The 26,974-nt window shown below is 67.6% G+C and carries 20 protein-coding genes and 3 pseudogenes; 13 read left to right on the top strand and 10 right to left on the bottom strand.

What is annotated here, in order from left to right:
* Positions 1–72: 72 nt before the first annotated feature.
* Positions 73–1,485, top strand: coding sequence for an FAD-binding oxidoreductase (locus P9K36_RS27130; protein WP_043761640.1), 1,413 nt, complete (start codon positions 73–75; stop codon positions 1,483–1,485).
* A gap of 60 nt (positions 1,486–1,545) precedes the next feature.
* Here P9K36_RS27130 and P9K36_RS27125 read toward each other — a convergent pair whose 3' ends face one another.
* The gene (locus P9K36_RS27125; protein WP_043389141.1) at positions 1,546–3,243 is read right to left on the bottom strand and encodes a dihydroxy-acid dehydratase; all 1,698 of its coding nucleotides are present in this window, start codon (positions 3,241–3,243) and stop codon (positions 1,546–1,548) included.
* Between the two features lie 370 nt (positions 3,244–3,613).
* Positions 3,614–4,249 (bottom strand): substrate-binding domain-containing protein, encoded by a 636-nt coding sequence (locus tag P9K36_RS27120; RefSeq protein ID WP_236961850.1) that lies wholly within the window; start codon positions 4,247–4,249, stop codon positions 3,614–3,616.
* Between P9K36_RS27120 and P9K36_RS27115 the strand changes: the two genes are divergently transcribed.
* The 4 genes from P9K36_RS27115 (at position 4,235) to P9K36_RS27100 (ending at position 8,905) form a co-directional block, all read left to right on the top strand.
* Positions 4,235–5,137 (top strand): fructose-specific PTS transporter subunit EIIC, encoded by a 903-nt coding sequence (locus P9K36_RS27115; protein ID WP_236961852.1) that lies wholly within the window; start codon positions 4,235–4,237, stop codon positions 5,135–5,137. The two genes, P9K36_RS27120 and P9K36_RS27115, sit on opposite strands and share 15 nt — an antisense overlap.
* Before the next feature lie 67 nt (positions 5,138–5,204).
* Positions 5,205–6,686 carry a carbohydrate porin gene (locus P9K36_RS27110; RefSeq protein ID WP_043759998.1) on the top strand — a complete coding sequence of 494 codons (1,482 nt, stop codon included), beginning with the start codon at positions 5,205–5,207 and terminating at the stop codon, positions 6,684–6,686.
* A 579-nt stretch (positions 6,687–7,265) separates the two neighbouring features.
* A complete protein-coding gene (locus P9K36_RS27105) occupies positions 7,266–8,555 on the top strand; it encodes an AraC family transcriptional regulator (protein ID WP_075381190.1) in 1,290 nt (429 codons plus the stop codon).
* Positions 8,552–8,905, top strand: a complete 354-nt coding sequence (locus P9K36_RS27100) for a hypothetical protein (RefSeq protein WP_244447709.1) — start codon at positions 8,552–8,554, stop codon at positions 8,903–8,905. The genes P9K36_RS27105 and P9K36_RS27100 overlap by 4 nt, the downstream gene beginning before the upstream one ends.
* Before the next feature lie 82 nt (positions 8,906–8,987).
* Here P9K36_RS27100 and P9K36_RS27095 read toward each other — a convergent pair whose 3' ends face one another.
* The gene (locus tag P9K36_RS27095) at positions 8,988–9,413 is read right to left on the bottom strand and encodes a hypothetical protein (protein WP_043761632.1); all 426 of its coding nucleotides are present in this window, start codon (positions 9,411–9,413) and stop codon (positions 8,988–8,990) included.
* Between the two features lie 114 nt (positions 9,414–9,527).
* Complete coding sequence (locus P9K36_RS27090) at positions 9,528–9,923, bottom strand: hypothetical protein (RefSeq protein ID WP_043759995.1); 396 nt, start codon at positions 9,921–9,923, stop codon at positions 9,528–9,530.
* A gap of 480 nt (positions 9,924–10,403) precedes the next feature.
* Here P9K36_RS27090 and P9K36_RS27085 point away from each other — a divergent pair, with 480 nt between their 5' ends.
* Both P9K36_RS27085 and P9K36_RS27080 read left to right on the top strand, forming a co-directional pair.
* Positions 10,404–10,928 (top strand): DUF892 family protein, encoded by a 525-nt coding sequence (locus P9K36_RS27085; protein WP_043354056.1) that lies wholly within the window; start codon positions 10,404–10,406, stop codon positions 10,926–10,928.
* A 155-nt stretch (positions 10,929–11,083) separates the two neighbouring features.
* Entirely contained in the window at positions 11,084–11,689 is a 606-nt protein-coding gene (locus P9K36_RS27080) for a hypothetical protein (RefSeq protein WP_091994905.1), read from the top strand.
* 75 nt (positions 11,690–11,764) lie between these two features.
* Here P9K36_RS27080 and P9K36_RS27075 read toward each other — a convergent pair whose 3' ends face one another.
* The 3 genes from P9K36_RS27075 to P9K36_RS27065 form a co-directional block, all read right to left on the bottom strand.
* Positions 11,765–13,072 carry a TAXI family TRAP transporter solute-binding subunit gene (locus P9K36_RS27075; protein WP_244447708.1) on the bottom strand — a complete coding sequence of 436 codons (1,308 nt, stop codon included), beginning with the start codon at positions 13,070–13,072 and terminating at the stop codon, positions 11,765–11,767.
* A 175-nt stretch (positions 13,073–13,247) separates the two neighbouring features.
* Entirely contained in the window at positions 13,248–13,550 is a 303-nt protein-coding gene (locus P9K36_RS27070) for a hypothetical protein (RefSeq protein WP_043759991.1), read from the bottom strand.
* Positions 13,551–14,756: 1,206 nt separating this feature from the next.
* Positions 14,757–16,553: an EAL domain-containing protein gene (locus tag P9K36_RS27065; protein WP_078947229.1), complete on the bottom strand. Its 1,797-nt coding sequence runs from the start codon at positions 16,551–16,553 to the stop codon at positions 14,757–14,759.
* 460 nt (positions 16,554–17,013) lie between these two features.
* On the opposite strand from P9K36_RS27065, the gene P9K36_RS27060 reads away from it, so the two are divergent.
* The 4 genes from P9K36_RS27060 (at position 17,014) to P9K36_RS27045 (ending at position 21,269) form a co-directional block, all read left to right on the top strand.
* Complete coding sequence (locus P9K36_RS27060; RefSeq protein ID WP_043759986.1) at positions 17,014–17,442, top strand: MerR family transcriptional regulator; 429 nt, start codon at positions 17,014–17,016, stop codon at positions 17,440–17,442.
* Positions 17,378–17,767: a carboxymuconolactone decarboxylase family protein gene (locus P9K36_RS27055; protein WP_043759985.1), complete on the top strand. Its 390-nt coding sequence runs from the start codon at positions 17,378–17,380 to the stop codon at positions 17,765–17,767. The genes P9K36_RS27060 and P9K36_RS27055 overlap by 65 nt, the downstream gene beginning before the upstream one ends.
* A 179-nt stretch (positions 17,768–17,946) precedes the next feature.
* Positions 17,947–18,975 carry an IS110-like element ISMmg2 family transposase gene (locus tag P9K36_RS27050; protein ID WP_043758515.1) on the top strand — a complete coding sequence of 343 codons (1,029 nt, stop codon included), beginning with the start codon at positions 17,947–17,949 and terminating at the stop codon, positions 18,973–18,975.
* 608 nt (positions 18,976–19,583) lie between these two features.
* A complete protein-coding gene (locus tag P9K36_RS27045) occupies positions 19,584–21,269 on the top strand; it encodes a methyl-accepting chemotaxis protein (protein WP_043759983.1) in 1,686 nt (561 codons plus the stop codon).
* A 129-nt stretch (positions 21,270–21,398) separates the two neighbouring features.
* Here the strand turns inward: P9K36_RS27045 and P9K36_RS27040 are convergent.
* The 3 genes and pseudogenes from P9K36_RS27040 to P9K36_RS27030 form a co-directional block, all read right to left on the bottom strand.
* Positions 21,399–21,512: pseudogene (locus tag P9K36_RS27040) on the bottom strand (IS110 family transposase); the annotation flags it as partial.
* Positions 21,513–21,796: 284 nt separating this feature from the next.
* Complete coding sequence (locus P9K36_RS27035) at positions 21,797–22,999, bottom strand: bifunctional diguanylate cyclase/phosphodiesterase (protein WP_278306246.1); 1,203 nt, start codon at positions 22,997–22,999, stop codon at positions 21,797–21,799.
* Positions 22,971–24,440, bottom strand: coding sequence for a PAS-domain containing protein (locus P9K36_RS27030; RefSeq protein WP_278306245.1), 1,470 nt, complete (start codon positions 24,438–24,440; stop codon positions 22,971–22,973). Before P9K36_RS27030 ends, P9K36_RS27035 begins: the two co-directional genes overlap by 29 nt.
* Before the next feature lie 692 nt (positions 24,441–25,132).
* On the opposite strand from P9K36_RS27030, the pseudogene P9K36_RS27025 reads away from it, so the two are divergent.
* Both P9K36_RS27025 and P9K36_RS27020 read left to right on the top strand, forming a co-directional pair.
* Positions 25,133–25,633: pseudogene (locus P9K36_RS27025) on the top strand (transposase); the annotation flags it as partial.
* A gap of 495 nt (positions 25,634–26,128) precedes the next feature.
* A pseudogene (locus P9K36_RS27020) lies at positions 26,129–26,754 on the top strand (cation acetate symporter); the annotation flags it as partial.
* Between the last annotated feature and the right edge of the window lie 220 nt (positions 26,755–26,974).

The raw sequence follows: 26,974 nt of genomic DNA, 5'->3' as shown, positions 1-26,974 counted from the left end.
GACCGCCCGCAACCTTGCACCCGCTCAGGCAGATCGGTCCGGGCGGGTTCCTCGCTCGTGCAGGGCTTGGCCATGAATGCTGAGGATCTGAGGACGCTCTGCAAGGGTCCCGTCATCGACGCGGGCGATGCGCAGTTCCGGAACGCCCTTCATGGGAATCTGTGGAACCGGCTGATCCCGGACCGGGCGCCGCGCATGATCGTGAAGGTGGCCGACGAGGACGACATCATCGCCACCGTAAAGTTCGCCCGCGCGCATGGCCTCAAGGTGGTCGTCCGCGGCGGCGGCCACAACTGGTGCCAGCCGACGCTGCGCAACGGCGGCATCCTGATCGACCTCGAACGCCTCAACAGGATCCTCTCGATCGATGTCGAGCATCGCAGGGCGGTCATCCAGCCCATCCTCAGCAATCGCGAGATCCAGACGGCGCTCAACGCCCACGGGCTCGCCTTTCCGACCGGCCATTGTCCGCAGGTCAAGGCCAGCGGCTACTTCCTCGGTGGCGGCATGGCCTGGAACCCCACGGTCTGGGGATACGGCACCGAGAGCCTGGAGGCGATCGAACTCGTCACGGCCGAGGGCACGCTGATCCGGGCGAGCGAGTCCGAGAACGCGGATTTCTTCTGGGCCGCCCGCGGCGCAGGCTCGGGCTTCTTCGGCATCGTCACGAAATACTTTCTGAAACTTCACCCGCTGCCGAAGGCGATTCATGGCAGTCAGTCCTTCTATCGGCTCGCGGATGCCCCGGCTGTCGGCACCTGGCTGGGGCAGGCCGCACCGGCAATCTCGCCCAGCGTCGAGCTGACCCTGTTCCTCGTCCAGGCCCCGCCCGCGCTGGCGGACAAGGCGGCCGGCAGCAACGGCTGGGTCTGCATGGTCACCGCGACCGCCTTCGAGGACGATCCGGAAGCGGCCCGGCGCGCCTTGCAGCCGCTGGACGATGCGCCGGTCGAGCCGCTGTCGCGTTCCCGGGTCACGCCCCTCGATTTCGAGCAGCTCTTCGATGCCTCCGGCGCGCTTTTCCCGGAGGGCGTGCGATCCAGAGTCGAAGCCACCTATTCCGACCACTGCCCCGGCGCGGTGATGGCGGCCATCCTGCCGGCCTGGCAGCGGGCCCCCTCGGCGATCTCGGTGTTCCTGACGACGATCTTCTGCGGGCCCCATGTTCCGGGGCCGCAACGGGACATGGCGCGCTCGATCACCTCCAAGATCTATGGCGGCCCCTGGACGATGTGGCACGATGCGGATGCCGACGCCGTCAATGCCGAATGGCATCGGGCGGTGACCGCCGTCTTGAAACCGTTCAACGTCGGGTACTACATCGGCGAGACCAACACGGTCGAACAGCCCGAGATCGTCGCCCAGGCCTTCACGCCCGAGAAGTGGCGGAGGCTGTGCGACCTGCGGGACAGGTACGATCCGGACCGCGTCTTCTTCGATTATTTCGACGGCCTCACCGCCGAGCCGAGTCGAGAGGTCGGATAGGATCGGACGTCGCGACGGTCGACCCGACGACGCAGGCCGGCCGCGCGATCGGACGAGGCCCTAGGCGTCGACCTTCGTCAGGAAGTCGAAGTCGCAGCCGTGCGGGGCCTGCGTGACGGTGCGGCGGTAGAGGGCCTTGTAGCCCCGGGCCGGGGCCGGCGGCGGCCGGTGGTCAGCGAGCCTGCGGGCGATCTCGTCGGCCTCGACCAGCAGGTCGACCCGCCTGTCCCGGATCGACAGGCGGATCCGGTCGCCGTCGCGCACCGCCGCCAGCGGTCCGCCCACCGCCGCCTCGGGCGCCACGTGCAGGACGATCGAGCCGAACGCCGTACCGGACATCCGGGCGTCGGAGATCCGCACCATGTCCGTCACTCCCGCCCGGGCGAGCTTCTTCGGGATCGGCAGATACCCGGCCTCCGGCATGCCGGCGGCGTGGGGACCGGCGTTCTGCAGCACGAGGATATCGCCCGGCTCGACGTCGAGGTCGGGATCGTCGATGCGGGCGGAGAGATCCTCCAGGCCGGTGAACACCACCGCCCGACCCTCGGATTCGAACAGCGCCGGGGTCGCGGCCGCGCGCTTGAAGATCGCTCCGTCCGGGGCGAGGCTGCCCGACAGGGCGACCAACCCGCCCACGGCCGAGACCGGCTCGGCGAAGGGGCGGATCACCGTGCGGTCGACCCAGCCGGCGGGCTCGTCCAGGCGCTCGGCGAGGGTGCGGCCCTCCACATCGACGGTGTCGAGGTGCAGGAGCGGCCGCAGCTCGCGCAACAGCGCCCCCATGCCGCCGGCGGCATGGAAATCCTCCATGTACCCCTGACCCACGGGCTTGAGATCGACCAGAACCGGTGTCTCGTCCGAGATCTGGTTGAAGCGCTCGGGGGAGACCCGGATGCCGAGCCGCCCGGCGATCGCCGTGAGATGCACGATGGCGTTGGTCGAGCCCGAGACCGCCATCAGCACCCGGATCGCGTTCTCCACCGACTTCTCGGTGATGACCTGGGAGGGCCGGATCTTCGTCTCGATGAGACGCACGGCGGCCCGGCCGGTCTCCTCGGCGGCCACCAGCCGGTCGGAATGCACCGCGGGGATCGCCGCGGTGCCGGGCAGCGACAGGCCCAGCGCCTCGGCGATGCAGGCCATGGTCGAGGCCGTGCCCATCACCGCGCAGGTGCCCTGCGTGACCGAGAGCCGTCCCTCGACTTCGGCGATCTCCTCCGCATCGACGGTGCCGGCCCGGTACTTGGCCCAGAAGCCCCGGCAATCCGTGCAGGCGCCGAGCCTCTGCCCGCGGTGGCGCCCGGTGGACATCGGGCCGGTGACGAGCTGGATCGCCGGCAGGTCGGCGGAAGCCGCCCCCATGAGCTGGGCCGGCACGGTCTTGTCACAGCCGCCGATCAGCACGACCGCGTCCATGGGCTGGGCCCCGATCATCTCCTCGGTGTCCATGGCCATCAGGTTGCGATACATCATGCTGGTCGGATTGAGGAAAACCTCGCCGAGCGACACGGTGGGGAAGGGCCGCGGCAGGGCCCCGGCCGCCAGCACGCCGCGGGAGACCGCCTCCACCAGCTCGGGCATGCCCCGGTGGCAATTGTTGAAGCCCGACGGCGTCATCGCGATGCCGACCACCGGCTTGTTCAGCAGCCCGACCGAGATGCCCATGGAGCGGGCGAAGGACCGGCGCAGGTAGCGCGCGAAGTCGCGGTCGCCGTAATTGGTCAAGCCGCGATCGAGGCCGTGCGGTTCGTCGGTCATCGTCGGATCCTGTTTCGAAGGCGCGGATGTCTGCGGTGTCGTCCCGGGCCTCGGGCACCCTGTCGGTCATGCCCTTCGCGACCGGAGACCGTGCCGGCCGTCGGAGCCTTCGCGCAGCCGATCCGGCCGGGCGCGGCCCGGCATCCGGAGGTGCGCGCCGAAGCCTTCGGCAGGTGGACCGGGACCGCTCGTCCGGACCGGGCCCGGCGGGAGGCTACCGCATGGCGTTTGCCCTGGGTAGCCGGAAGACCCGCTTCGGGCGCTACCCGGCGCGGGCCGCCGACCCAACGCCCCGCGCGGCCGGAACCGGTGGCGTGCTCCGCCCGGCAGACACCCCGATCCGCGGCGCCGCGCGCGCATAGGCAGACCGTCACCGTGTCCCAGTCGAACCGCGCGGGACGAGACAGCCGCTGAGGACCACGCGCCGGACCGGCTGATCCGGCCTCTCGATCCGCTCGAACAACAGGCGCATCGCCTGGGTGCCGATCTCGGCGACCGGTTGCTCGATCACGGTGAGGCCCGGTTCGGCGAGTTCGGTCCACGGCTCGTTGTCGAAGCCGGCGAGCGCGAGATCCCGCGGGAGCGCGAGATTCAGGGCACGGGCCGCCCGCACGGCGCCCATCAGGATGAGCCCGTTCGAGACCACGAGCGCCTCCGGCCTGTCGGGCTCCTGGAACCAGCGCGTGGCCTCCGCCATCGCCGCGGCCGCGTTCGGGGGCACGCTGCGGATCTGCGGCGCCAAGCCGTGCCGCCCCATCGCCTCCAGATAGCCGGCACGGCGCTCCTGCGCGGTCGAACTCGTCGAGCCGAACAGGCCGCCGATCCGCCCGTAGCCCTGGGCCGCCAGATGATCGACGAGGGTCGCGCAGGCCGCCACGTTGTCGAGGACGACGCTGTCGTAGGCCCCTGGCGGTCCGGCCCGGTCGATCAGCACCACCGGGAAATCGAACCGGCGCGCGCCGAGCCCCCCGGGGTCGGCGGAATCGACGCCATGGCGCCGGACCACGCGGGAACCCTGGGCTACGCCCTCGGGCAGATCGGCGCCAAGGCGGCCTTCGCGCTGATCGTCCCGGCGCTCGCCGGCTACATCGCCTACTCGATCGCCGACCGGCCCGGGATCGCCCCCGGCATGATCGGCGGCATGCTGGCGGCCAATCTCCAGGCCGGCTTCCTCGGCGGCATCGCGGCCGGGTTCATCGCCGGCTACACCGCCCGCTTCCTCAACACGCATATCCGGCTGCCCAGGAACCTCGAGGGCCTGAAGCCGGTCCTGATCCTGCCGCTTCTCGCCACCACGATCACCGGCCTCCTGATGATCTACGTGGTCGGCGTGCCGGTCGCGGCGGTGCTGTCGGCGCTCACGACCTGGCTCAAGGGCATGCAGGGGGCGAGCGCCCTGGTGCTCGGGCTCGTCCTCGGCGGCATGATGGCGCTCGACATGGGCGGCCCGATCAACAAGGCCGCCTACGCCTCGGCGGCGGCCCTGCTCTCCTCCGGCGTCGACGCGCCCATGGCGGCGGTGATGCTCGGCGGGATGACCCCGCCGCTGGGCCTCGCCTTGGCGACCCGCCTGTTCCCGGCCCGCTTCACGCAAGCCGAGCGCGAGGCCGGCGGCGCCGCCGCCGTGCTGGGGGCGGCCTTCATCACCGAGGGGGCGATCCCCTTCGCGGCGGCCGACCCCCTCCGGGTGATCCCGTCTCTGGTCGCGGGGTCCGCGGTGGCGGGCGCCCTGGCGCTCACCCTCGGCGTGACCCTGAAGGTGCCGCATGGCGGCCTGTTCGTCCTGCCGATCCCGAACGCCGTCACGAACCTGCCGGGCGCCGTCCTGGCGCTCGCCGCCGGCACCCTGGTCACCGCGCTCACGGTGGGCCTCATCAAGAAGCGCCCGGGCTGAGGCCCCGATCCGGAGCCCGGCGCACGACCGGACCCGGACACCACAGAGCATCACGGGGGGATCCGTCATGAACGGTTTGGCGATGCGCGCCGCGCTCGCGTTAGGCTTGGCGCTGCCGCAGCCCGGATGGAGCCAGGAGGCGGGGGCCGGCCGCGCCGTGCCGGCCACGGCCGTCGGCCCGGTGCCGCGGCCCCGCGCCAGCCGCCCGCCGCCGCGATCGGACGGCCCGGGCTCCGACGGGGCCGACAGCGCGGCCGGCGCCGCCGACACGCTCGGGCAGACCGCGACGCCGCCGACCCTGCCGCCCGGCACCCTGGATCTCGGCAACGGCCTCAGTCTCCTGGCCAATTACACCGGGCAAGGGGCGATCAACCCGGTCGGCGGCCTCCGGCAGGGCGCGGCTTATGCCGGCCAGCTCGTCCTCGGCATCGACGGCGACCTGCAGCGCCTCGCCGGGATCGAGGGCGGCGCATTCCACGTGGCGGTGACGAACCGGCACGGACGCAGCCTGTCGAACGATGTCATCGGCAATAACACCAGCGTGCAGGAGATCTACGGCGGCGGCCAGACCACCCGGCTGACGCTGCTCTCCTACCAGCAGAAGCTGTTCGACAATCGTCTCGACGTCGAGGCCGGCCGCTTGGTCGCCAATATCAGCTTCCTGAATTCGCCGCTCTATTGCAACTTCCAGTCTAATTCAGCCTGCGGCAACCCGACCTTCGTGTTCAAGACCTCGAACTTCACCTTCTGGCCGGTCTCCAGCTGGGGAGCGCATGGCAGGGCGTGGCTCACCGACACGACGTTTTTCCATGTCGGCGCCTACGAGGTGAACCCGCGGCATCAGCAGCCGGGCGACAACGGCCTCGACTTCTCGCTCGAGGGCGCGACGGGCGCCATCGTGCCGTTCGAACTCGGCTACACGACCACCTTCGCCAACGACGTGCTGCCCCGCAATTACGGAATCGGCGGCTGGTACGACGCCTCGGATTACGCCGATCCGGTGCGCGACGTGACCGGGCAGCCCGCGGTGCTCACCGGCCTGCCGGCGATGACCCGGTTCGGCCGCTCGGGTGTCTACGCCCGGTTCGACCAGATGGTGTGGCGGCCGGATCCGAAGGCGATCCAGGGCCTGACGCTGTTCGGCGTCGCGATGGCCGGCACCTCGGGCCGGCTCGTCGAGGACCACTTCCTGGAGATCGGCGCCCTGCAGACCGGCACCTTCGCGGGCCGGCCGTTCGATACGGTCGGCTTCGTCATCAACACGCAGGCCTTCAGCCGGCTCGCCCTGTCCAACATCGCCCTGGCGCAGGGCACGCTCGGCCTGTTCCGCAAGATCCCGACGCAGCAGGTGATGATGGAGCTGAACTACGGCATCCAGGTCAATCCGGCGATCCGGCTGACGCCGAACCTGCAATACATCGTCGATCCGGACCAGACCCGGTTCCCATTCTACCGCAAGACCATCCCCGACGCCTTCGTGGTCGGCGCCAAGCTGTCGATCGATCTGTTCACCCTGGCGGGGCTCGCGCGCGGTCCCGGCAGCCGGTGACCGCCGGCCGGGTGTCCCGGTCGGTCCAGCATCGCGCCGGCCGGCGGCGTCTGGGCCCGGCAGGTTCTCCGGCGCGCGCATGTCGATCCCGCGGGCCGCGATGTCGGTGTTTCCAGGCGGGATAGGGCTGCATCACGCCCGTCGGCTTGTCCGTCGACTTGTCCGTCGCCTTGCCCGTCGTCCCGCCGGTGAGCGCGATGGCCTGCGGGCCGAGGCGTGGCTGCGGGTGGAGGCGCGGCGCCGGGTCGGCATCGCCCCGCGCGAGGCCGCCCGCCGTTCCCGGTCCGTCACCCGGATCTCGGCCGCGTTGTTCTCCGGAGAGGGCGGGAGCCAGGCCTTCCCCGCCGCCGTGCACCACGCCGCGCCGTGCGCGACATGGCCGGAGCCGCAGATACCGACACACGATTGCGAAAACGCCGATCGACCACCTGTACCCGGACAAAAAACTTCATGAATACTGCATTTTAGTTGCATATTCAAAACATGTCACAGATTTTTTGACAATATTGATCCAGCGCAATGCCGCCGGGAGGGCAAGATTTTGAATTGAGCCCGAATTGGAGAAATGGGATTTGTGCAATGACCAGTCGCCTCGCTCTCGTGTGCGAAGACTCTTGTGACAGTCTCGAATTCTTCCACCCATCGGATGCGGATCTTTCCCCCTCCGTCGAAACCGTTCATGGCGGCGTCGCGAGCGCGACCCGTGCCGCTCTCCGGGAACTCGGCGCCGATCCCGTCCACATCCTGCGCGAGGCCGGTTGCGATCGCTGGGCGTCCGGAGACGATGCCAGCCCGATCTCGAACGCCGCGCTCGGCCGCGTGCTCCAGTTGGGGGCGAACCGCACGCGGTGCGGCCATCTCGGCCTGCTGGTGGGGCAGCGCATTGCCCTCGCCAAGCTCGGGCCCAGCAACATCCTGATCCGGAACGCGGCGACCATCGGCGACGCCCTCCATGTGCTGGAGACCCGGCCCTGGGCCTGGACCTGCGGCTCGGCGGTCCGACTCTTCGTCGAGGCCGACTTGGCGCTGCTTCATTACTTTCCCTACGAGACCGGCGCGACGGCAGTGGGCCTGCAGGCGGAGGGGGCGCTCGCCACCGTCGTCAATATCGTGCGCGCCCTGTGCGGCGCCCGCTGGTCCCCGTCGGAGCTTCTGCTGCCGCGGGCACCGCCGGAGCAGACCGATCCCTATTGGCACTTCTTCCGCGCGCCCGTCAGGTTCGATCAGGAATGGGCGGCCCTCGCCTTTCCGGCGCGCCTTCTGGAGCAACCGGTCCCGGGCGCAGATCGGACGGCACACCGGATCGCCGAAGGCCGCATCCGACAGGTCGGGGCGGCAGCTCCGCTCCCGATGTCGGACCGGTTGCGGCGGCTGCTCCGCGCGGAGTTCATCCAGGATCCGTGGTCCGGCCAAGCCGTCGCGCGCCATCTGGCGGTGCATCGGCGCACCCTCAGCCGCCGCCTGAGGGCCGAAGGCACGAGCTTCCGGTCGGTGGCCACCCAGATCCGGTTCGAGACGGCGCAGCAGCTCCTGGCCGATACCAACATGACGCTGGCGCAGATCTCGGCCTGTCTGGGCTTTTCCGAAGCCGCCGCCTTCACGCACGCGTTCAGACGCTGGTCCGGTACGACGCCGAGCATCTGGAGGCGTGGGAGCCGGCCTCCGGATGCGGCAGCCGATCCGGGGCCGCCCGATCCCGTACCCCTTCCTGAATGGACGGAACGGACCGGCCTTTCAGGCCGCCCTTGGGCGCCAAGGCCGCGATCGCCGGACGACCGCTTTCCCATGGACGGCAGACAGCATTGGTCAATCGAGCACAAGAATCCGGATTGCATGGCATCACCCGGCGAATTCAGGAGATCCCGATGAAAGCGACACGGACCATCTCGCTCGCAGCCCTCACACTGGCTGCCATGCTGGGCCTGCCTCCCATCGGCTCGGGCGGACTCGGCATTGCGGCCGCGCAGGCCGCCGGCGGCTGTGGGCCCGGATTTCATCGGGGCCCCTACGGCGCCTGCCGACCGAACGTCTCCGGCGCACCGGGCTACTACGGGCCCCGGGGTGGCGGCGTGTACGGATACCGCGGCGGCGCCCGCTACGGATACCGGGGCGGTGCCGTCTATCGGGGTGCGCGGGTGTATCGGGGGGGCCGCGTATACGGGGGCCGCGCCGTTTACGGACGGCGCGTCGGCGGGTTCCGGGGCAGCTTCCGCCGCTGACCGCGCCGGCCAGACTTAACCGCGCCGGCCGGACTTGGCTGCCCCACAGCCTTGTCCGGCCGACGCAACCGGAGGTCGTGCCCTAATAGGCGCGGTAGACGGCCCGATGGACGCGAGCCGGAGGAACGTCGTAGCGCACGGAGGCCGGAATCCGCACGGCCACCGGGGCATTCGGGTCGAACGGCAAGATCGCGGCCCCGGCTGCGATGAAGCCCGCCAGGGCGCGGATATCGTCCGGCTGCCGCAGATCGCGCGCGATGCGGTCCGTCTCCCATTGAAGCCGCAGATTGCAGGCCCGTGACGGCAATCCGCCGACGGGGGTGCAGGCGTCATGACGCGCACAGGCGGCATCGAGCGAATCGACGGGCGGCAACGGGGCATTGCTGCCGAGGCCACAATAGTTGCCGTGAATGAGCGCCGCAGGCTGCTGCAAGCCGGACGGCTGCGCCAGGGCTGGTGTGCTCAGGCAGGCGGCGAGGAGGAGCGGGGCGACGATTCGGGAGGTCATGGCTTGGGCCGAACCCATTCTGGGGCCACTCTGCCGGGGCGGGCCGCCGGCTCGGGCCGGATGATCGGGGGTTGGGGGTCGGGGCCTGCCGGCCTCGACCCTCTCGCGGCAGGATCAATACGGGCGGCAGACGCCCGCATAGGCATCGTAATAGGCGTAGGGTCCGCAGCGGCCGTAGGTGGCACCGTATCCGGTGGCGGCGGCAGCGCCCACGGCAGCCGCGCCCAGGCCGTAGCCGTAGGGACGGACGCCGTAGCGGCCATATCCGTATCCGTAACGGCCAACCCCGCCGTATCGGCCGACCGCGCCGTAACGGCCGACCGCGCCGTAGCGGCCGCGATAGCCCACCCCCCCGCGATAGCCGCCGACCCGGACGCCCTGGACGCCGCCCGCGCGGAAACCACCGCCGCGGAAGCCTCCCCGGCCACCGTAGAAGCCACGCGCTTCGGCCACCATGCCGCTCATGATCAGGGCGGCACAGGCCACCGACGCAATCTGCAGAGTTCTCATGGATGGTCTCCGTTCAGGAGAACGACCTGCCGAGGGGCGCCGGACGCGAAGCCCTGCGGCCCCTCGGACACGTCTCGGCCGTACCGTACGCCGAGCTGCCGACGCCGCTTGATCCGCGGGGACTCGCGTGCCGGTGAACCGGCGCAGCCGCGTTGCGCCGCTCCGACCGCAGCGTTCCATCCTGAACGTCGCTTCCGTCCGGCGCCCAGGCGGCCCGAAGCCGTTGTCAATCGCGCCGGCGGCCGGTGTCTTCCCCGATCAAGCATGGGATCGCCGCGACTGCATAATGGGCCCTCCGCTTCGGTGCGGTGAGGCGAGGCAGGGAACTGACCTTGCGTGCCCGGTCAGGGCGCGACCGATCGGGCTTCCTAGCGGTCGGCGCGTTCCGCACATCCCGGCGATCGGAAGAACGCTGCCTCCGGTCCGCTCAAGGACGCGCGAAGCGGTCTCGGCATTTGAGAGATGCCTCGGTTGATCACGATGCAGCGTGAGGAGATGACCATGCCGATCAAGTCACCGAAGGAGCTTTTCGTGCGCATGTTGAGCGATGCGCGGCATCACGCGGAGCGCGCGACGAAGATTTACGAGGAGCTGGGCCAAGCCACGCAGGATCCGGCCATCCAAGAGGCGCTCCAGTCACGCGCCTTCATCCAAGAGAAGACGGTCAAGTCGCTCGATCGCTGCTTTCAGCTGATCGGCGAGAAACCGATTGCCTCCAACGGTCGGCTTCAAGAAGTCTTCCTCGAAGACTTCCGGCGCGAGCTGGCCGAGATCCAGGCCCCGGCCGCCAAGGCCCTGTTCATCCTGATCAAGGCCAATCACCTGATGCATCTGCGCATCGCCGAGTATGTCGCCCTCGTCGCCATGGCCGATGTGAGCGGTCACTTCGGGGTCGGCGTCCTGCTGGAGAGCTGCCTGGCGGACAAGATGGCCTTCACCGAGCGGACCCGTCGCCTGATCCGGCGGACGATCGAGAGCAAGCACGCCGTCAAGCTCGCGGCCTGACCCGCGGCCCGTCAGACCCCGGACCGGGCAGCCCGGTCCGGGGCTTCGGGCGCGCATGCGGAACCGGCCCATGGTCCACGCGCCCGGCGCGCGGACCATGGGCGCACGGGAGCCGCGGAGAACGAGCCATGCCCCCTGTCACGTCTCGAGAGGCGATGGCGGCTGCCCCTGCCCCTGCCCCTGCCCCTGCCCCGCGGGAGCTGCCGGGTGCCGACGGGCGCGCCAAGTCCCGATCCCTGGGACGTCGGGCCGCCGCCGAAGCGAAGCGCTACCTGGCCTTCGCGATCTACCTGATCGTCGTTTTCGGTACCCTGATCCTGTTCAGCATCAACATCTACGCACGGGTCGATCAGGATATCCCGCACTATCCGAGCTATCACTTCTATGCGCTCGGGCTGATCAACGCCCTGGTCCTGGCCAAGTTCATGCTGATCGCCGAGGCGGCGAAGCTCGGATCCCTCCGTCTCGGCCGGCGCATCACGCGCGGCCCCCTCGTCTACGGGATCCTGTACCGCTCCCTTCTGTTCACCGCCGTCCTGGTGGCGGCCTACGGACTCGAAGAGGTGCTGGTGGGGGCCTGGCACGGGAAGGCGCCGGGCACCGTTCTTCCGGAGATGGCCGGCGGCCCGCGGGGCGTGCTCACCTTCGCCTGGGTGATGTTCGTGGCGCTGCTCCCGTATTTCGCCTACCGGGAGATCGGCCGCGTGCTGGGCGGCGGTCGCCTGCGCGTCCTGCTCCTCCGCACGCCGGCGGCGCGCTAGAGCGCCTTCACGGCTTCGGTCGCTCGATCGCCGGCCGCAGCCGGCCCGAGCCACCGCCCGGGCCCGGGCCCGCCGTCAATGGGCGACCACGAGCGTCGGTGCGGACGGGAGCGCCGTCTCGGGGCCGAGGCTTGCGCGCCGGCGGTCGAGGGCGTCGCGCGCATGGGCCAGGGCCGTCGCGAAGGCCGACAGGCAGTCGGTGCTGACAGCCCCGGTGGTGCAGCCCAGCATCGCCGAGACGATCGCCCGGAATTCGCCCTCCAGGGCGGCGAGCTCCGCACGGTCGGCGCCGGGCGCCGCGTCGGCAATCTCGACCAGGCGCCAGACCGGGCGCCATTCCGCCTCCGATCGGCGCCGGGCCCAGCCCGCCGAGGCGGCGGCGAGGAGCGATCCGGCGAGGCTGATCACCACGCCGCCGAGATAGAGATATTGCTGGGCTTGGTCGAAGAAGCTCTGGTCCCCGTTGCTGAGATAGGACGCGACCCCCGGATGGACGGGCAGGATCGGGCTCTTGTCGTCCGGATCGGGCGCCTCGATCTGCGCGGCGAGCGGCGTCACGGCCGTGAGCTTGGCCTTTGTGGTCAGGATCGACCGGGCGATGGCGGCCGCGACGACGTTGGGCATCAGCTCCGAGGCGGCGAACCGATAGGTGACCGCCAGCGTCGTGACCGACTCGCTGGGCGTGGCGGGACGCGCCCGGAACGCCCCCACGGGCACGTCGATCGCCTCGAAGCCGGGGAACCGCTTGCCGATCGCCTCCGCCTCGTCGAGCGCGAGGATGCCCGGCGTGCCCTTCGTGGCGCGCGCGACGGCGGCGACCCCATCGACGATCTCGCCCGGCGCCATGGGACCGACCGCCAGGATGGCCGCCACCTTCTTCTGCCGGACGGCCTGGGCCAGGGCGTCGATCGGAAGAATGGCCCTGCCGACATCCTTGGCGGGGATGTTGAAGTAGCTCAGCACCATGTCGAGGACACGCGTGTTGGTGTCTTGCAGCGGCCCGGCCACGAGGCCGACGGTCTTGCCCGCCAGGTTGGCGACCGAGGTGACAGGACTGTGCGGGGGCACGATCAAGGCGACCACGTCCCGGCGCAGGATGACGATGGTCTGTGCGTTGGCGGGTGCCCCCGCGTCGCTGCGCACGATGGCGAGATCGGTCCGGCGCTCCTCCAGAGCCTTGGCGCTCCCCGCGAGGTCGTCGACCCGCACGAGGTCGAGATTGACGCGGGGATGCTGCACCCGGGAGACGGACACGAAGGCCGTGATGAACCGCTCGGCCGTGCTGCCGGGGGGGCCGAGCGTGATGCGCAGGTTGGCGTGCGGCGACCAGACATGCGCAACCGCGAACGCGCCGGCGGCCACGAGCAGGATGGCGACGGCCACGAGCGCCCGGCTCCACCGCCGGGGCGGCTTGGCGCGGTGCCGCGGGCTTTCCGATCCCGTCCGGTCGGGATCGACAGCGACAGGCTTGGCATCCTGCATCGTGACCTCACACCGGGACTTCGGACCGGGATTTCGGACCGGGGGCGTGTCGCGGGGATGCACCGCCCGGAACCGTTCAGCACGCCTCGCAGGCGCCCCCCTCCCCCGGGAGCCTGCGGTCGTTGCGGCGATCCTGCGGGTCTCGATGCCGCCTCTGCGTGCCCGGTTCGACGCCCGGCGGAGGATCGCTCACATCGAGGGGAGGCGTGGTGATCGCCTCGCGTTCGAGGCGGTTGAGCTGCGCCTCGCTGGGGATGGCGATGCCACCTTGCGCGAGGCGGATCTGCGCTTCCCCGCGGGTGGCCGCACCCGCGACTCCGCTGGGAAGGGCGAGCATCAGGAGGGCGGCCCCGGCCCGTGAAAACGGTGAAAACGCCATGGCGACCTCCTCGGCAGCCGCTGAACGGACGATACTCCGCTCACATAGCCCGTCTCGGCGGGCGCTCCTTGACCGAACCGGACAGGGACTGCGCTCACCGCGCGACGCGCGCCGTATTCGGCGATGTGTCCTGGGAGGCGACCCACGAAGTCCCGCGCACGCCGAACGCCCGACCTGATGGGGAGATCGAGCTGGCGGCTTGCGCGAAGCGGCCATTTCCCGCCGCGGTGTTCGGGGCGGGCCTCATGGCCGATGCGCGGCCCTCCGGGCGTGGCGAGGGCCGCCTCTCCGGATCTCAGGCCGAGGCGCGGATCGGACGAGCGGCGACCGTGACGAATGTCACCGGAGCCGCCCGGCGCAGGCGCCCGATCTGAGCCGGCGCAAGCCGTTCGACGATGTGCGGCAGAGCATCACCCCGGCCACCACGCACCGCGACACGGCCGGATCCACAGAGCACTTCAGGGGGACGACTGGCGGAGAAGGGGGACGCTCCGCACTTCCGGCCAAGTTCCTCGACACTCCGCCAAATCCGCTCCGGACACGCAGCGGAGGGTATAATGGAATGTGCATTGCGTTGGCGCGGAGCCCTGCAACTGCTCGGTTCCACCCTAGAGCGCGATCCGAGCGAGTTGAGTCGTCTGGGGTTTTGGCACGGACGGAGATGTGATTCGATGCACGGCTTTCTGATCAGGAGAGCCGGATGCCCTGTCCGCCGATCTGCGTGAACGCGTCGTGACGGCCATCGAAGCGGGAGCCTCGCGCCGTGATCTAGCCTGACCGTCTGGCGGGAGCCCCTCGGCCAAGCCTCGGGTCAAATCTCAATCCAGGCCGACCGCGAGTTTTTCAACGAAATCGGTCGTGAGCGGGCGGAACGGTGACGTCCGCTTCATCGCGAGGCCGGTGTTTCGGTTGCGACCCGACGCGGTCATGTCGCGACACGCGTTGCTGTCCTGTTAGCAGACACCCCCGCTGCCTTGTTGCGGATCAGTGACACTGAATTGGCTGACTTTGGCGACGGCCTCGCAATTGCGCTACGCAGCTTTCAGCTGGCGGAGGTCGAACTCGGCGTGAACGCCTCCGGGCTTCGCCATCCGTTCCTCGCGATAGGGTCGCCTCGGCGTTCCTGGTCAATCGAATGAGTCACCTCATGGCGCATAGATCCGGCACCGGGCTCTCGCGTGGTAAAATTGAATTTTTCCGCGATACTTACGCCACCTTATTCTTGGAATGCTCGACTTTAAATAGGGCATCGACTTCCTGGGCAGGGCGCGGAGGACTGAACAGAAAGCCCTGCATCTCATGAGCCCCCTCGGAGAGGACAGCGTTACGCTGGATGTCCGTCTCGATACCCTCCACAAGGGTCGTCATATTGAGGCTCTGGCCGAGACCGATAATAGCCCGAATGATCGCGGCCGCCTCGGGCTTCTCGCCGATCTCGCGCACGAAGGACCGATCAATCTTGATCTTGTCAAAGGGGAACCGGCGCAGGTAGCTGATACTGGAATAGCCGGTGCCGAAGTCGTCCATGGCGATGCGGATACCAAAACTGCGCAAGACGTGCAGCGTCTCAAGGTTCGCATCGGTTTCTTCCAGAAGTACGCTCTCGGTGATTTCCAGTTCGAGCCGACTCGGATCGAGGCCGCTTTCTGATAGAATCGAGAACACCATCGTCGCGAAGTTGCGCTGGCGCAGCTGATGGGCCGATACGTTGACCGCGACCCCGACGTGAGCGGGCCATCGCTTGGCATCCTCGCACGCCCGCCGCAACACCCACTCGCCCAACGGTACGATCAAGCCAGTTTCTTCTGCGATGGGAATGAACACCGCAGGGCTCACGAGGCCCCGCTCGGCGTGCCGCCACCGAACCAGGGCTTCAACGCCAGTCACGTCGTTGCTGCTGAGTTTGACGAGCGGCTGGTAGTGCACCTCAAAGCGCTCATTGGTCAGCGCCTCGCGCAGTTCCCGCTCCAAGTTGAGGCGGGCTCGTGCGCTTTCGTCCATCTGGGGTTCGAAGACCCGAAACGTCCCCCGCCCGTCCGATTTTGCTTGGTAGAGCGCCAGATCGGCGTTCTGCAGAAGCTGAGTGACGTCACGATCCATCTCGCCGGACAACACAATTCCGGCACTCATACCGATCTCAACCCGCAATCCGTCGAGCTCGTAGGGCGCGCTGACTGACGCGATCAGTCGCCGCGCCAGCGCTTCCGCCGCCTTCAGGTCCTTGACCCGGTGCAGGACGACGAACTCGTCTCCCCCCATCCGCGCGACGGTAGTTCCTTCACGAACTTCTCGCTGAAGCCGCTGAGCGACACACCGTAGAAGTTGGTCGCCCACCGCGTGGCCGAACCCATCGTTGACGAGCTTGAACCGATCAAGGTCGAGACACAGCACGGCGAGGGAACGACCCGGCATAGGCTGCCCCAGCATTCCGTTGCCAAACTCATGCAAGGCCATGCGGTTGGGCAAATCGGTCAGGGCGTCGTGCCGCGCCATGTAGGTAATACGGTCTTCGTTGCGGCGGCGCTCAGTCACATCCTCGAAGGTCGCGACCCACCCGCCGCCGCTCATCGCCCTGTGAGTCGCTGAGACCGTTCGCCCATCCGCGAGCTCCCGCAGGATTGACGTAGCCTGCCCCTCGATAAGCGAGGTCCGAGTGCCTTCACTCAGAGCATCGACCGTGGTGCCAGCTGCGTAACGTCCGAGGCCAACCAAGATCTCGATGATCTGTCGCTGGCTCATTCCGACATGCAACTGGTCAGCCTCAAGTCCGAAGATCTCCAGATATCGCTTGTTCCAGACCAACAAACGTCGGTCCGCATCGAACATGCACAAGCCTTGGTTCATATTCTCCAAGGCTGCATCGAAGCGTCGATTTTGTTCAATCAGTTGCTCGTGCGGCACAGAGGACTGACTAAGCCACGGCACGAAGGCAGCTGTGGCATTGGAATACCAACACCAAATGCCACAAGAGGTTGGTAATTCCCAAGCATCGAGAGCAGACATGGAATGCGGTCAGCGTGTTGAATTTGGCATACGATAAGATAGATATCTTAATTTATTAGCTGCCTACTCGATGGGCATATGCACTTACAATCATCAACTTAGCGAACCAAAGACAGGCGCTCACTACAGCTTGTCCGATTGTATCACGGGCCGGCCTCTGCACGATGCGCACCGGCAAGCGCTGCAGTGTCGGGAGCGGGACCCATCCGGTCGTCTGCTTTTGCCGTGCTCAGTAAAGGAAGCGGAAGAGCCGAAATTCACCCCGAGCCGCCATTCCGGAAGCGACCCAAGCCGGCCGTGCCGGCCGTTGTTAGGTTTTTCCGAAAGCGGTCCTTTGCAGGAACCCATCGACCTTGGCTCGCGGTATGGCGCGAACCGAGACATAGCGGCTGGATAGGGCCTTGACTTAGAGCGCACTCAAACCCCTAGCCTCAGATGCGTCGTGGCGAGAACGGTGCTCATGAAGATTGGTGAACTGGCGAAGCGTTCGGGACTGTCCGCTCACACCATCCGCTATTACGAGCGGATCGGACTGCTTCCCTATGCCGACCGGGACCAATCGAGCCAACGTGACTACGACGCATCGATCCTGATCTGGATCGCGTTCCTTGGCCGTCTCAAGACGACTGGAATGCCGATCCGGGAGATGCTGCGCTACGCAGCCTTGCGGGAGAGCGGCGTCGTCACCGAGGCTGAGCGCCGGGACATGCTGGAGCAGCACCGCGAGCGCGTCCGCGCCCACGTGGCTGACCTGCAAGCCTGCCTCCTCGTCCTCGACACCAAGATCACCGGCTACGCCGGTCCGGACGAGAGGACACAGGCCTATGACGAAATTCCCCCACAGCGGCAGCGAAAGCCGGCTCGAACGCGGACGACGGGCACTCGCTGAGATCGACGGCGAGGCCGGAGAGAAGGTCGTCGCCTCGCTCGCCGACATTGCCCCCGACTTCGCGACCTACCTGCTCGAGTTCCCCTTCGGCGACATCTACAGCCGCCCCGGCCTCGACCTGCGCGCCCGCGAGATCGCCACCATCGCGGCTCTGACAGCGATGGGCAATGCGGCCCCGCAGCTCAAGGTCCACATCGAGGCGGGCCTTAATGTTGGTCTCTCGCGCGAAGAAATTACCGAGATCATTATGCAGATGGCCGTCTACGCAGGCTTTCCTGCGGCACTCAATGGCCTGTTCGCTGCCAAAGAGGTGTTCGCGAAATGATGCGCCGACCGATGTGATTGCGGCGGGTCGAACGCAAACGTCATAACGAGGTCCGCTTCGAAGCGTTTGTCGCCCGAAAGCAGATGGGGTGGATGGCTCCCGCTCCGACTGACGGCATCTCGGTGCCAAGATGTGGTCGCTGCCGAAGCAGCAGCCACGCTCATGCAGGAGCCATCCCCATGGAGATCACCACCGTCGGCATCGATCTGGCCAAGAGCATCTTCCAGGTCCACGCCGTCGACGCAGCTGGGCACGTCGTCGTGCGCAAGGCTCTGAGGCGGGCGCAGGTCGTGCCGTTCTTCGCCAAGCTGCCGCGCTGCCTGGTCGGCATGGAGGCGTGCGGCACGGCGCATCACTGGGCCCGGGAGCTCATGAGCCTGGGCCACGACGTGCGGCTGATGCCGCCGGCTTACGTGAAGCCGTATGTGAAGCGCGGCAAGACCGATGCGAACGATGCCGCTGCAATCTGTGAGGCGGTCACGCGCCCGAGCATGCGCTTCGTGCCGGTGAAGTCGACCGAGCAGCAGGCGGCGCTGGCGCTGCACCGGACGCGCGACCTGCTGGTCAAGCAACGCACGCAGTTGGTGAACATGATCCGCGGCCTGCTCGCCGAGTTCGGGATCGAGATGGCGCGGGGCCTGCGGCACGCGCTCGAACTGGCGGCCCGGCTCTCGGCCGGAGACGCGGCCGAGGTGCCGCCGCTCGCCCAGCGCGTGGTGACCGGGCTGGCCGATCAGATCGGTGCCGTGCAGATCCAGCTCACCCGACTGGAGAAGGAGTTGCTCGCCTGGCATCGGGACAGCGACCTGTCGCAGCGCCTGGCGACGATCCCGGGTGTCGGCATCGTGTCGGCAACCGCGTTGGCCGCCTCGGTGAGCGAGCCCGAACGCTTCCGCTCCGGTCGGCAGTTCGCGGCCTCGTTGGGCCTGACACCGCTGCAGAACTGCAGTGGCGGCAAGGAGCGCCTGGGCCGGATCTCGCGCATGGGCGACCGCTACCTGCGCCGGCTGCTCGTGGTCGGCATGACCTCTCTGATCCGGCGTGCGAAGACGACACCGACCTCGGTCGACCCGCGGCTGCCGGCGCTGCTGCAGCGTAAGCCGGTGCGCGTGGTGACCGTTGCGGCGGCCAATCGCACGGCGCGGGTCGCCTGGGCGATCATGACCCGCGGCGGCACCTACCGCGCACCGGCGGCCACGGCCGCCTGACAGCACGCAGAGGAGACGTTTCCAGGTTGCGAGGACGATGAGAGTTGATGGCGAACCGGTCAGACCGGGAGCCGGGACACCCCGCCGCTAGTCCAGGGCGTCATAGCCCGCAAAGCAGAGTGGGACCCAGCTCGCGGATACCATCAGGGCCAGCGGTCAACATGAACGACTGCATCGACAGGCCGGACACAAGACTGCACCCGACCAACCCGTCAGAAGCTCAATTCGCCACTTGCAATGCGGGAGCCATCCACACAGGACCAGCGGAAAATCACCGAAAGCCGCCATTCCTATAACGACCCAGATCGGGCGTCATGGACATGTCCCGGGCTTCTTGAAATCCGTCAGTCGCCGGCCGCCACACAAAGTCGGCTCAGGGGGATTGCGGGCCTAGACGCATGCCGAGCTTGCTCGTGTCGTTCTTCGAGAGCGAGCAACCGTGATCTACACTGTGATACCGCGTCCGGCCCTTCAGTCGAGCCGACCCTGTCGGCAGAAACAGATCTCACGGTTGCGCGATACCCGTAGCCGTTTAGGCAGGTGGTAACCCTTGCTGGATGGTATGCCATCGGACGCCTCGTAGCGTTCCACTATCCGCCGGATCATCGATGCGTATCTCGATCAAGGCCGCGCTTGCCGGCCTTTTTGCTTTACTGGCAGTCATTATAGCCGGCGAGAGTGCCCTCACGCTGCTCAAGCTCAGCGCGATCCGTCACAGCGCGACCGAAGTCGCAGGCAACTGGCTGCCCTCCGTTCAAACGCTCGGCGAGCTGAACTCAGCCGTCGATAAGGCTCGCGTGCGCCAGTACCGGCTCGTAGCCGCGACGCGTGACACACAGCAACTGGCCGAGCATCGTAAGCAGTACTTGTCGGCAATCGAAGCCGCTGAACAGGTCAGCAAACGCTATGAAGCGCTTATCTCCTCGCCCCAGGAGCGCGCTCTCCACGATCGGTTCGTGCAAGAGTGGACCGAGTTCGGAGCCATCGGCAAGCATGCGGTCGAGCTGATGGATGCAGGCCGCCAGCCGGAGGCGCTAACCGAGATTACGCAGCCTGAGATCGTGAGGCTCTACTCAGGCCTGTCTCAGATCATCACACAAGCTGTGGCCCTCAATCGAAAGGGTGCTCAGGACGAGGCGGACACGACCGTGTCCAACGTCGACGAAACAGCACGCGTGACCTACGTCGCGATGGTCGTCGCCCTTGTCCTTGCGCTTGGAGCGACGCTGTTCAGCCTCCTCCGCGTCGCGCACCCGATCACCCGCATGACGGCCACGATGGGCACGCTCGCGGCCGGCGATACCTCTGTCACGGTTCCCGGAGCCGACCGACGCGACGAGCTTGGCGCGATGGCCGCCGCCGTACAGGTGTTCAAGGACAACCTGATCCGCACCCGGCAGCTTGAAGCAGAGACTGCCCAGGCCCGTTTGGCTGCCGAGGAACAACGCAAGGCCGGCATGCGGCAGATGGCTGACAGCTTTGAGGCCGCCGTCGGCGGCATCATCGGCCTGGTGTCGTCCTCAGCGACCGAGCTGCAGGCGACCGCGCAGACCATGACCGCCACGGCGACGGAAACGGCGAGCCAGTCGACCACGGTGGCCGCGGCCGCCGAGGAGGCCGCCTCGAACGTCAACACCGTCGCTGCGGCCGCTGAGGAACTCGGTTCGTCCGTTCAGGAGATCGGTCGGCAGGTGGCCGGCTCGGCGGGTCTCGCGCGGACCGCTGTTACCGAGGCCGGTCAGACCGGCGGACTTGTTCAGGAGCTGAGCGCCGCGGTGTCGCGCATCGGCGATGTGGTCACAATGATCTCCTCGATCGCTGGGCAGACGAACCTTCTGGCTCTGAACGCGACGATCGAGGCGGCGCGCGCCGGCGCGGCAGGGCGCGGCTTTGCGGTCGTAGCGTCTGAGGTGAAGGCGCTCGCTGAGCAGACCGCCAAGGCGACGGGTGAGATATCGGGTCAGATCGCTCAGATCCAGGCCTCGACCGGTCAAGCAGTCACGTCGATCACCGGGATCACCGAACGGATCCGCGAGATCAGCGGCGTTGCGACCTCGATCGCCGCAGCCGTCGAGGAACAGGGTGCGGCGACTCAGGAGATCGTCAGGAATGTCTCTCAGGCGGCGCAGGGTACCGGTGAGGTGACAAGCAACATCGCGGGTGTTGCCGGTGCGGCCGAGGAGACGGGCGCGGCGGCGAGCCAGGTCCTCGGCGCGGCCTCGGAGTTGTCGCGCCAGTCAGAGCACCTCAGTGCTGAGGTTGCGCGCTTCCTAGCCACCGTGAGGGCGGCATAGAGCCTAACGAGGCCGTGCTTTTCAGGAGCACGGCCTCAACCATGCTGTCCGCTTCGCCACATCCCCTTACGAAAGCGGATCGGCTTAAAGCCGCCCGCTCAGCTCGAAGGTTTCGGCTGCAGGAGCTAGGGCGATCAGCGCCGTGGCGGTGATCGGACCCATACCTGGGATGGTCATCAGCCTGCGCGCCATCTCGTGCTCGCGAGCACGCTCGGCGATCTCGCGGTCGAGACTCGCAGGCCTGGATCTCCTCGCCCGAGACGTAGCCCCGGTCCGCGCCCATTACGAAGCGTCCATCCCGCCCTACCACCCTGGCGGACACTCTTAACAACCCAGGCTTTTCCCCACAGCCATTGTCGAGACCAGCCGTAAATGTCGGTCTGTGAAAGGCGTACGCAAATCGCCCGGACGTTCAGGGCGGCAACAACGTAATGAGAGAAAGGCCACTCCCGAAGGAGCGGCCCAAGTCAGGGAAGAAACGCCCACAAATGGGCTGCACGGTGTTGAGACGTGCGCCGCAGCAACTTTTATGCACTGCGGCGGTTCCGGAATGAAGCAGGCGGGTGACGGTCGACTGAGCGACGGCGCGCGTCCATGATCCGTTCTGGTCGACCGAACAGGTATCCCTGCAGCTCGTCGCATCCCTCAGCGACAAGGAAATCGCGCTCCTCGACGGTTTCAACCCCCTCGGCGAGCACCGTGATGCCCAACGCGTGACCCAGGGCGATGGCGGCGCGCATGACGGCGACGCCCTGGCTGCCATTCGACAGGTTCCGAACGAAGGTCTGGTCGATCTTGATCTTGTCGAACGGGAAACAACGCATGTAGTTCAACGAAGAGTAGCCCGTACCGAAATCGTCCATGATGATGGACACGCCCATCCGATGCAAAGCCTTCAGGATCTCCAGGTTCGTCAGGTCGTCCCGAAGGAGCACGCTTTCGGTGATCTCGAGCTCCAGCAGCTTCGCCGGCAGATCCGAACGTGCGAGTGCGCGTTCCACCACGGCGACGAGTTCCTTCTCTCGGAACTGCACGGCCGAGAGATTTACGGCCACGCGCAGGCCGGGCAGCCAACCGGCGGCGTCCTCGCAGGCGCGCTGTAGGACCCACGAGCCGATCTCGCGGATGAGGCCGGTCTCCTCGCAGATCGGAATGAACTCGGCGGGCGGGACGAGGCCGCGCGTGGGATGGCGCCAGCGCAGCAGCGCCTCGTACCCGGTCACCGCGCGGCTCGCCGCTCCGACGATGGGTTGGTAGTGCAGCTCGAACTGCCCCTTCTCCAGAGCACAGCCGAGATCCTCCTCCAGCCGCCGCCGTTCACGGTTCTCGCATTCCATCTGCGGTTGGTAGAGGCACCATGTGCGCCTGCCGGAGGCCTTGGCCCGGTAAAGGGCGATGTCGGCGTTGCGCAGTAGCGTTTCGGGCGAGCCGTCCGCCACGTCCGCCCGCGCCACTCCGATGCTCGTCCCGATCGAGAGGTGGACGCCCTCGATAACGAACGGGGTTCCGAGAGCGGAGACGATGCGTTCGGCCAGTCGAACGGCATCCGCCTCTTCGTCCTGCCCGAATCGCACGACGGCGAACTCGTCCCCGCCGAGGCGCGCCAGGACGTCGGGGGCGGCGATCAGAGCCGAGAGCCGCGCCGCGACCGCCCGAAGCAGCGCATCGCCGAGGGGATGGCCGTGGACGTCGTTGACCTGTTTAAAGCCGTCCAGGTCGAGCAGGAGCAATGCCCCCCCCGCCGCCATCCATCGGCGTGCGCCCGCGTTCGGCCAGCAGCCGACCGGTGGCTTCCTGCAACAGGACGCGGTTCGGCAACCCGGTCAGCGCGTCGTGATGCGCCATATGGGCGATCATGGCCTGGGCGCGGTGCCGTTCCGTGATGTCCTCGAAGGTGCAGACGATGCCGCCACTCGGCACGGCTGCGGTCGTCACGCCGACGATGCGGCCGTCGGTCAGATCGCAGACCAGTGCCGCCGGGCGGCTCTCCCTCACACTGGCGGCGAGGATATCCGACAGTCGATCTCCCTCGGCCTTCGACATGGAGGCGATGATCTGACGGAGCAGGACATCGAGAGGGCTACCCGCTTCGCGTAGGAGCGGCGGGATGTCGAACAGCTCGGTCATGCGGGCGTTCAGGACGACGAGCCTGCTCTCGTGGTCGAGCAGCAGCACCCCCTGGCTCATGCTATCCAATGCGGTCCCGAACCGGGCGTATTCGTCCCGCAGGCGGCGGTCCGCCGATGCCCTTTCCTCGGCGGCAGCCTGCGCCGCGCTGGACGAGGCGAGGCGCTCTTGGGCGCGAAGCTGCGCCTTGGCGATCCTGACGATGAAAAACACGCCGCCGACGAGCAGCGCCACCGTCGCGGTCAAGGGCAGGGTCTGCGCCCGCCATGGGGTCAGCGTCGCCGAGATGGTGCGGCTCGTGCCCATGATGATCGGATAATGCTCCATGAGCTGGGCCGCGACGATCCGATCCTGCCCGTCGATCGGTGTCGTCATGCGTTCCACGCCGGAGGTGGGACGTTCCGCCCCTTGGACCCGCATCCATTTGAGCGGCGGGACCTTGCGTCCGATCGCGCCGGGCGGACGCGGATGGCGTGCCAGCATGGTCAGATCCGTGTGGACGAACGAGATGACGTCGGCCTCGTCGGGGGAGACCCTGGCATAGAGCCGCTCGAAGTAGCGGAGGTCTACGGCTCCGATCATGTAGCCGACGGATCGGCCATCGATGTCCGCGATGCGGTGGGCGACGATCAGATCCAGGCCTGAACCGTCCGGCCGGGCCGTGCCGGCGACGATGATCTTCCGTTCGGAGGGATCACGGCCGAGATCTTCGAGGAAAGAAGGACGGGACGATTCTTTATCTGCAGGCCGGTCGATCGAGGAGTTGATCGTCCTGCCCTGGAGGTCGATGATTGATATCTCCTTGACCTGGGGTAGGGCCGAGACGCTGGCACGAAGCTTGTCGTGCATGGCCGTGCTCGAGCCAAGCGACGCGAACGAGCGGTCGGCCGACGATCGAGCGCTGGCAAGCTCCCTCGCCACGTCCAGCTGAATGACCTCCATCGCCTGCATCGACCTGTCGGCCTGCTCGGAAAGCAGGGTCGTGAGGCTGACAAGGCTTCGCTCGGTGCTGCGGATCTCCAGGTCGTAGAGCTTTTGCGCCACGAGAATCCCGGCCCCGGTGAGGACCACGGCAAGGACGATGCCTGCCCTCGTAAGCGACGTTGCGGACAAGGTTGGATGTCGTGCCAATCGGATCGCCCGGCGCGCTCTGGAGGATCCTCGCAACGTCCAAGTCGAAGGCATGTCCGCTTAGCGTCCGTCTGGGCAGTTGTTTGACACAAGCTCGACGAAGCGCCTTGCCATCCGTGCGGCTTCACCGTGGCATCCCGAAGTTGAGGCGGTGTGAACAGCGTCGACCCTCGACCAGACTGAGAATTCCGAGCCCGTAGAGCGCCGCGAACAGGCAAGCGACCGCCGGCGCGCTGCTGTCGCGACCACTCGTGACGCGAGTGCAGCCACCGTTAGACTCAGCTCGCAGAGCGCAGCCCCAACAATGCCGGTGGTGAGCTTCCGGCGTCGCACGCCCGGAGCATCGATGCCGTCGTCCGGTTTTCCGGATGCGGCGGAGGCGGGCTGGAGGGCAAGGTCGAGGCTCTATGCCGCGGGCAGAACATTGCCCGCAACGACCATCGAGGCGTGTCGACCAGCGTCCGCTTTTTCATCGGTGCGTCTGGAAGCAGATGGCGTGGATGGCGCCCGCTCCGACTGACGGCACCTGAGTGCCACGATGTGGTCGCTGTCGACGCAGCAGCCACGCGGCTGCAGGAGCCATCCCCCTGGAGATTACCACCGTCGTGGTGACCGGGCTGGCCGATCAGATCGGCGCCGTGCAGATCCCGCTCACCCGGCTCGAGAAGGCGCTGCTGGCCTGGCATCGGGACAGTGACCTGTCGCGGCGCCTGGCGACGATCCCCGGTCTCGGCATCGTCTCGGCGACGGCGACGGCGCTGGCCGCTTCGGTGAGTGAGCCCGAGCGCTTCCGCAATGGTCGACGGTTCGCCCCCTCGCTGGGCCGGACACCGCTGCAGAACTCCAGCGGCGGCAAGGAGCGCCTGGCCCGGGTCTCGCGCATGGGCGACCGCGACCTGCGCCGCCTGCTCGTGATCGGCCTGCCCCCTCTGGTCCGGCGCGCGAAGGCGATGCCGACCTCGATCGACCCGCGGCTGCCGGCGCTGCTCCAGCGCAAGCCGGTCCGCGTTGTGACTGTTGCGGCGGCCAATCGCACCGCACGGGTCGCCTGGGCGATCATGACCCGCGGCGGTAGCGACCGCATACCGGCGGCCATTGCCGCCTGACGGCACGGCGAGGAGACTTTTCCAGGTTGCGCGGACGATGAGACTTGATGGCGAACCGGTCAGACCGGGAGGCGGGACACCCCGGAATACGTCGTCGGCGTCATGGCCCGCAAAGCAGAGTGGGACCCAGCGCGCGGATACCATCAGGGCCAGCGGTCAACATCAACGCCTGCATCGACAGGCCGGACACAAGACTGCACCCGACCAACGCGTCCGAAGCCCAACTCGTCACTTGCAATGCGGGCGCCTTCCACACAGGACGCTCCACCTTCGATTGTCGAAGAGCGTGTCAGCCCGCGAGTTTGCCTGCGATCCCATAAGGTCCGATTCCGCCATGATGTGGATGCTGTCCTGTCCTGCGATCGTCTGCTCGGCCAGGGTTGCCAGCATTCGTGGCGACGCCCGCCACTTCCGCGGCTCAAGCGAACGAGCTACGCTTCGATCGGCTCAGGGCGCGGCATGTTCGATTGGAATGACCTAACCTTCTTCCTGGAACTCGCCCTCACGGTCGGGGGAAGCGGGTTTTCGGCTTCATCTGCGCCGTGGCGTTCGCGACGATGCTTGCGGTCGTCGCAAAACTGACGCTGTCCGGGGTGGCGACGGTCTGCCACGACCTCTGGGTCAACGTCGTTCGCCAGGGGCATTCCTCCGAGTCCGAGCAGCTCACGGTCGCGCGGATCGCGACGGTCGCCATCGCCGCCCTGGCGGTGTTCCTGGGCATCGTCTTCGAGGGTCAGAACGTCGCGTTCATGGCCGGGCTCGCCTTCGCCGTCGCGACCTCCGCGAACTTTCCCGCGCTGCTTCTGTCCATCACCTGGAAGCGGTTCATGACCCCGGCGGCGGTCGCCAGCATCGGCGTCGGGACGTTCTCCGCCCTCCTGATGATAGGGCTGTCACCCACCGTTCAGGTGGACATGCTCGGGAAGAACCTCGCCGACGCCTCGCGAGCCTGGTGGTTCGTCCCGATGAAGAACCCGGCCATCATCAGTATGCCGCTGTCCTTCATCGTGGCGGTCGCCGTCTCGCTCCTCACTCGAGAGGACGGCGTCGCGAGCACCTTCCGCGAGATGCGCCACCGGATCATGTTCGGGAAGGCGCGGGAAGCCTATCCGGAACGCTGACTTCTGGCCTCCGACGCAATGGGATGGGGTGTCGATTGACGCCCTGTCCCCGCGTTCAAGCTCCGGCGGACGGTCTGTCGGCCTCAAGAGGCCTGAGAGGGACGGAGAGCGTTCTCGTCGCTGAAGGCCGGCGTGCGTGCGAGACCCTCCGACGGGACACCATGCTTGGTAGGACCGCACCGTGGCCCGGTTCACTGCCGCGGCGTCGTGATCGTTGTGT

The organism is Methylobacterium sp. 391_Methyba4 (genome assembly GCF_029691625.1).
Taxonomy (GTDB): domain Bacteria; phylum Pseudomonadota; class Alphaproteobacteria; order Rhizobiales; family Beijerinckiaceae; genus Methylobacterium; species Methylobacterium fujisawaense.
This window is presented reverse-complemented; position numbering and strand designations above follow the sequence as displayed.

Excerpts from the sequence above, each read along its gene's own strand:
- P9K36_RS27130 (WP_043761640.1), top strand. The coding sequence starts at position 73 with ATGAATGCTGAGGATCTGAGGACGCTCTGCAAGGGTCCCGTCATCGAC.
- P9K36_RS27125 (WP_043389141.1), bottom strand. The coding sequence starts at position 3,243 with ATGACCGACGAACCGCACGGCCTCGATCGCGGCTTGACCAATTACGGC.
- P9K36_RS27115 (WP_236961852.1), top strand. The coding sequence starts at position 4,235 with ATGGCGCCGGACCACGCGGGAACCCTGGGCTACGCCCTCGGGCAGATC.
- P9K36_RS27110 (WP_043759998.1), top strand. The coding sequence starts at position 5,205 with ATGAACGGTTTGGCGATGCGCGCCGCGCTCGCGTTAGGCTTGGCGCTG.
- P9K36_RS27105 (WP_075381190.1), top strand. The coding sequence starts at position 7,266 with ATGACCAGTCGCCTCGCTCTCGTGTGCGAAGACTCTTGTGACAGTCTC.
- P9K36_RS27100 (WP_244447709.1), top strand. The coding sequence starts at position 8,552 with ATGAAAGCGACACGGACCATCTCGCTCGCAGCCCTCACACTGGCTGCC.
- P9K36_RS27095 (WP_043761632.1), bottom strand. The coding sequence starts at position 9,413 with ATGACCTCCCGAATCGTCGCCCCGCTCCTCCTCGCCGCCTGCCTGAGC.
- P9K36_RS27090 (WP_043759995.1), bottom strand. The coding sequence starts at position 9,923 with ATGAGAACTCTGCAGATTGCGTCGGTGGCCTGTGCCGCCCTGATCATG.
- P9K36_RS27085 (WP_043354056.1), top strand. The coding sequence starts at position 10,404 with ATGCAGCGTGAGGAGATGACCATGCCGATCAAGTCACCGAAGGAGCTT.
- P9K36_RS27080 (WP_091994905.1), top strand. The coding sequence starts at position 11,084 with ATGGCGGCTGCCCCTGCCCCTGCCCCTGCCCCTGCCCCGCGGGAGCTG.
- P9K36_RS27070 (WP_043759991.1), bottom strand. The coding sequence starts at position 13,550 with ATGGCGTTTTCACCGTTTTCACGGGCCGGGGCCGCCCTCCTGATGCTC.
- P9K36_RS27065 (WP_078947229.1), bottom strand. The coding sequence starts at position 16,553 with ATGTCTGCTCTCGATGCTTGGGAATTACCAACCTCTTGTGGCATTTGG.
- P9K36_RS27060 (WP_043759986.1), top strand. The coding sequence starts at position 17,014 with ATGAAGATTGGTGAACTGGCGAAGCGTTCGGGACTGTCCGCTCACACC.
- P9K36_RS27055 (WP_043759985.1), top strand. The coding sequence starts at position 17,378 with ATGACGAAATTCCCCCACAGCGGCAGCGAAAGCCGGCTCGAACGCGGA.
- P9K36_RS27050 (WP_043758515.1), top strand. The coding sequence starts at position 17,947 with ATGGAGATCACCACCGTCGGCATCGATCTGGCCAAGAGCATCTTCCAG.
- P9K36_RS27045 (WP_043759983.1), top strand. The coding sequence starts at position 19,584 with ATGCGTATCTCGATCAAGGCCGCGCTTGCCGGCCTTTTTGCTTTACTG.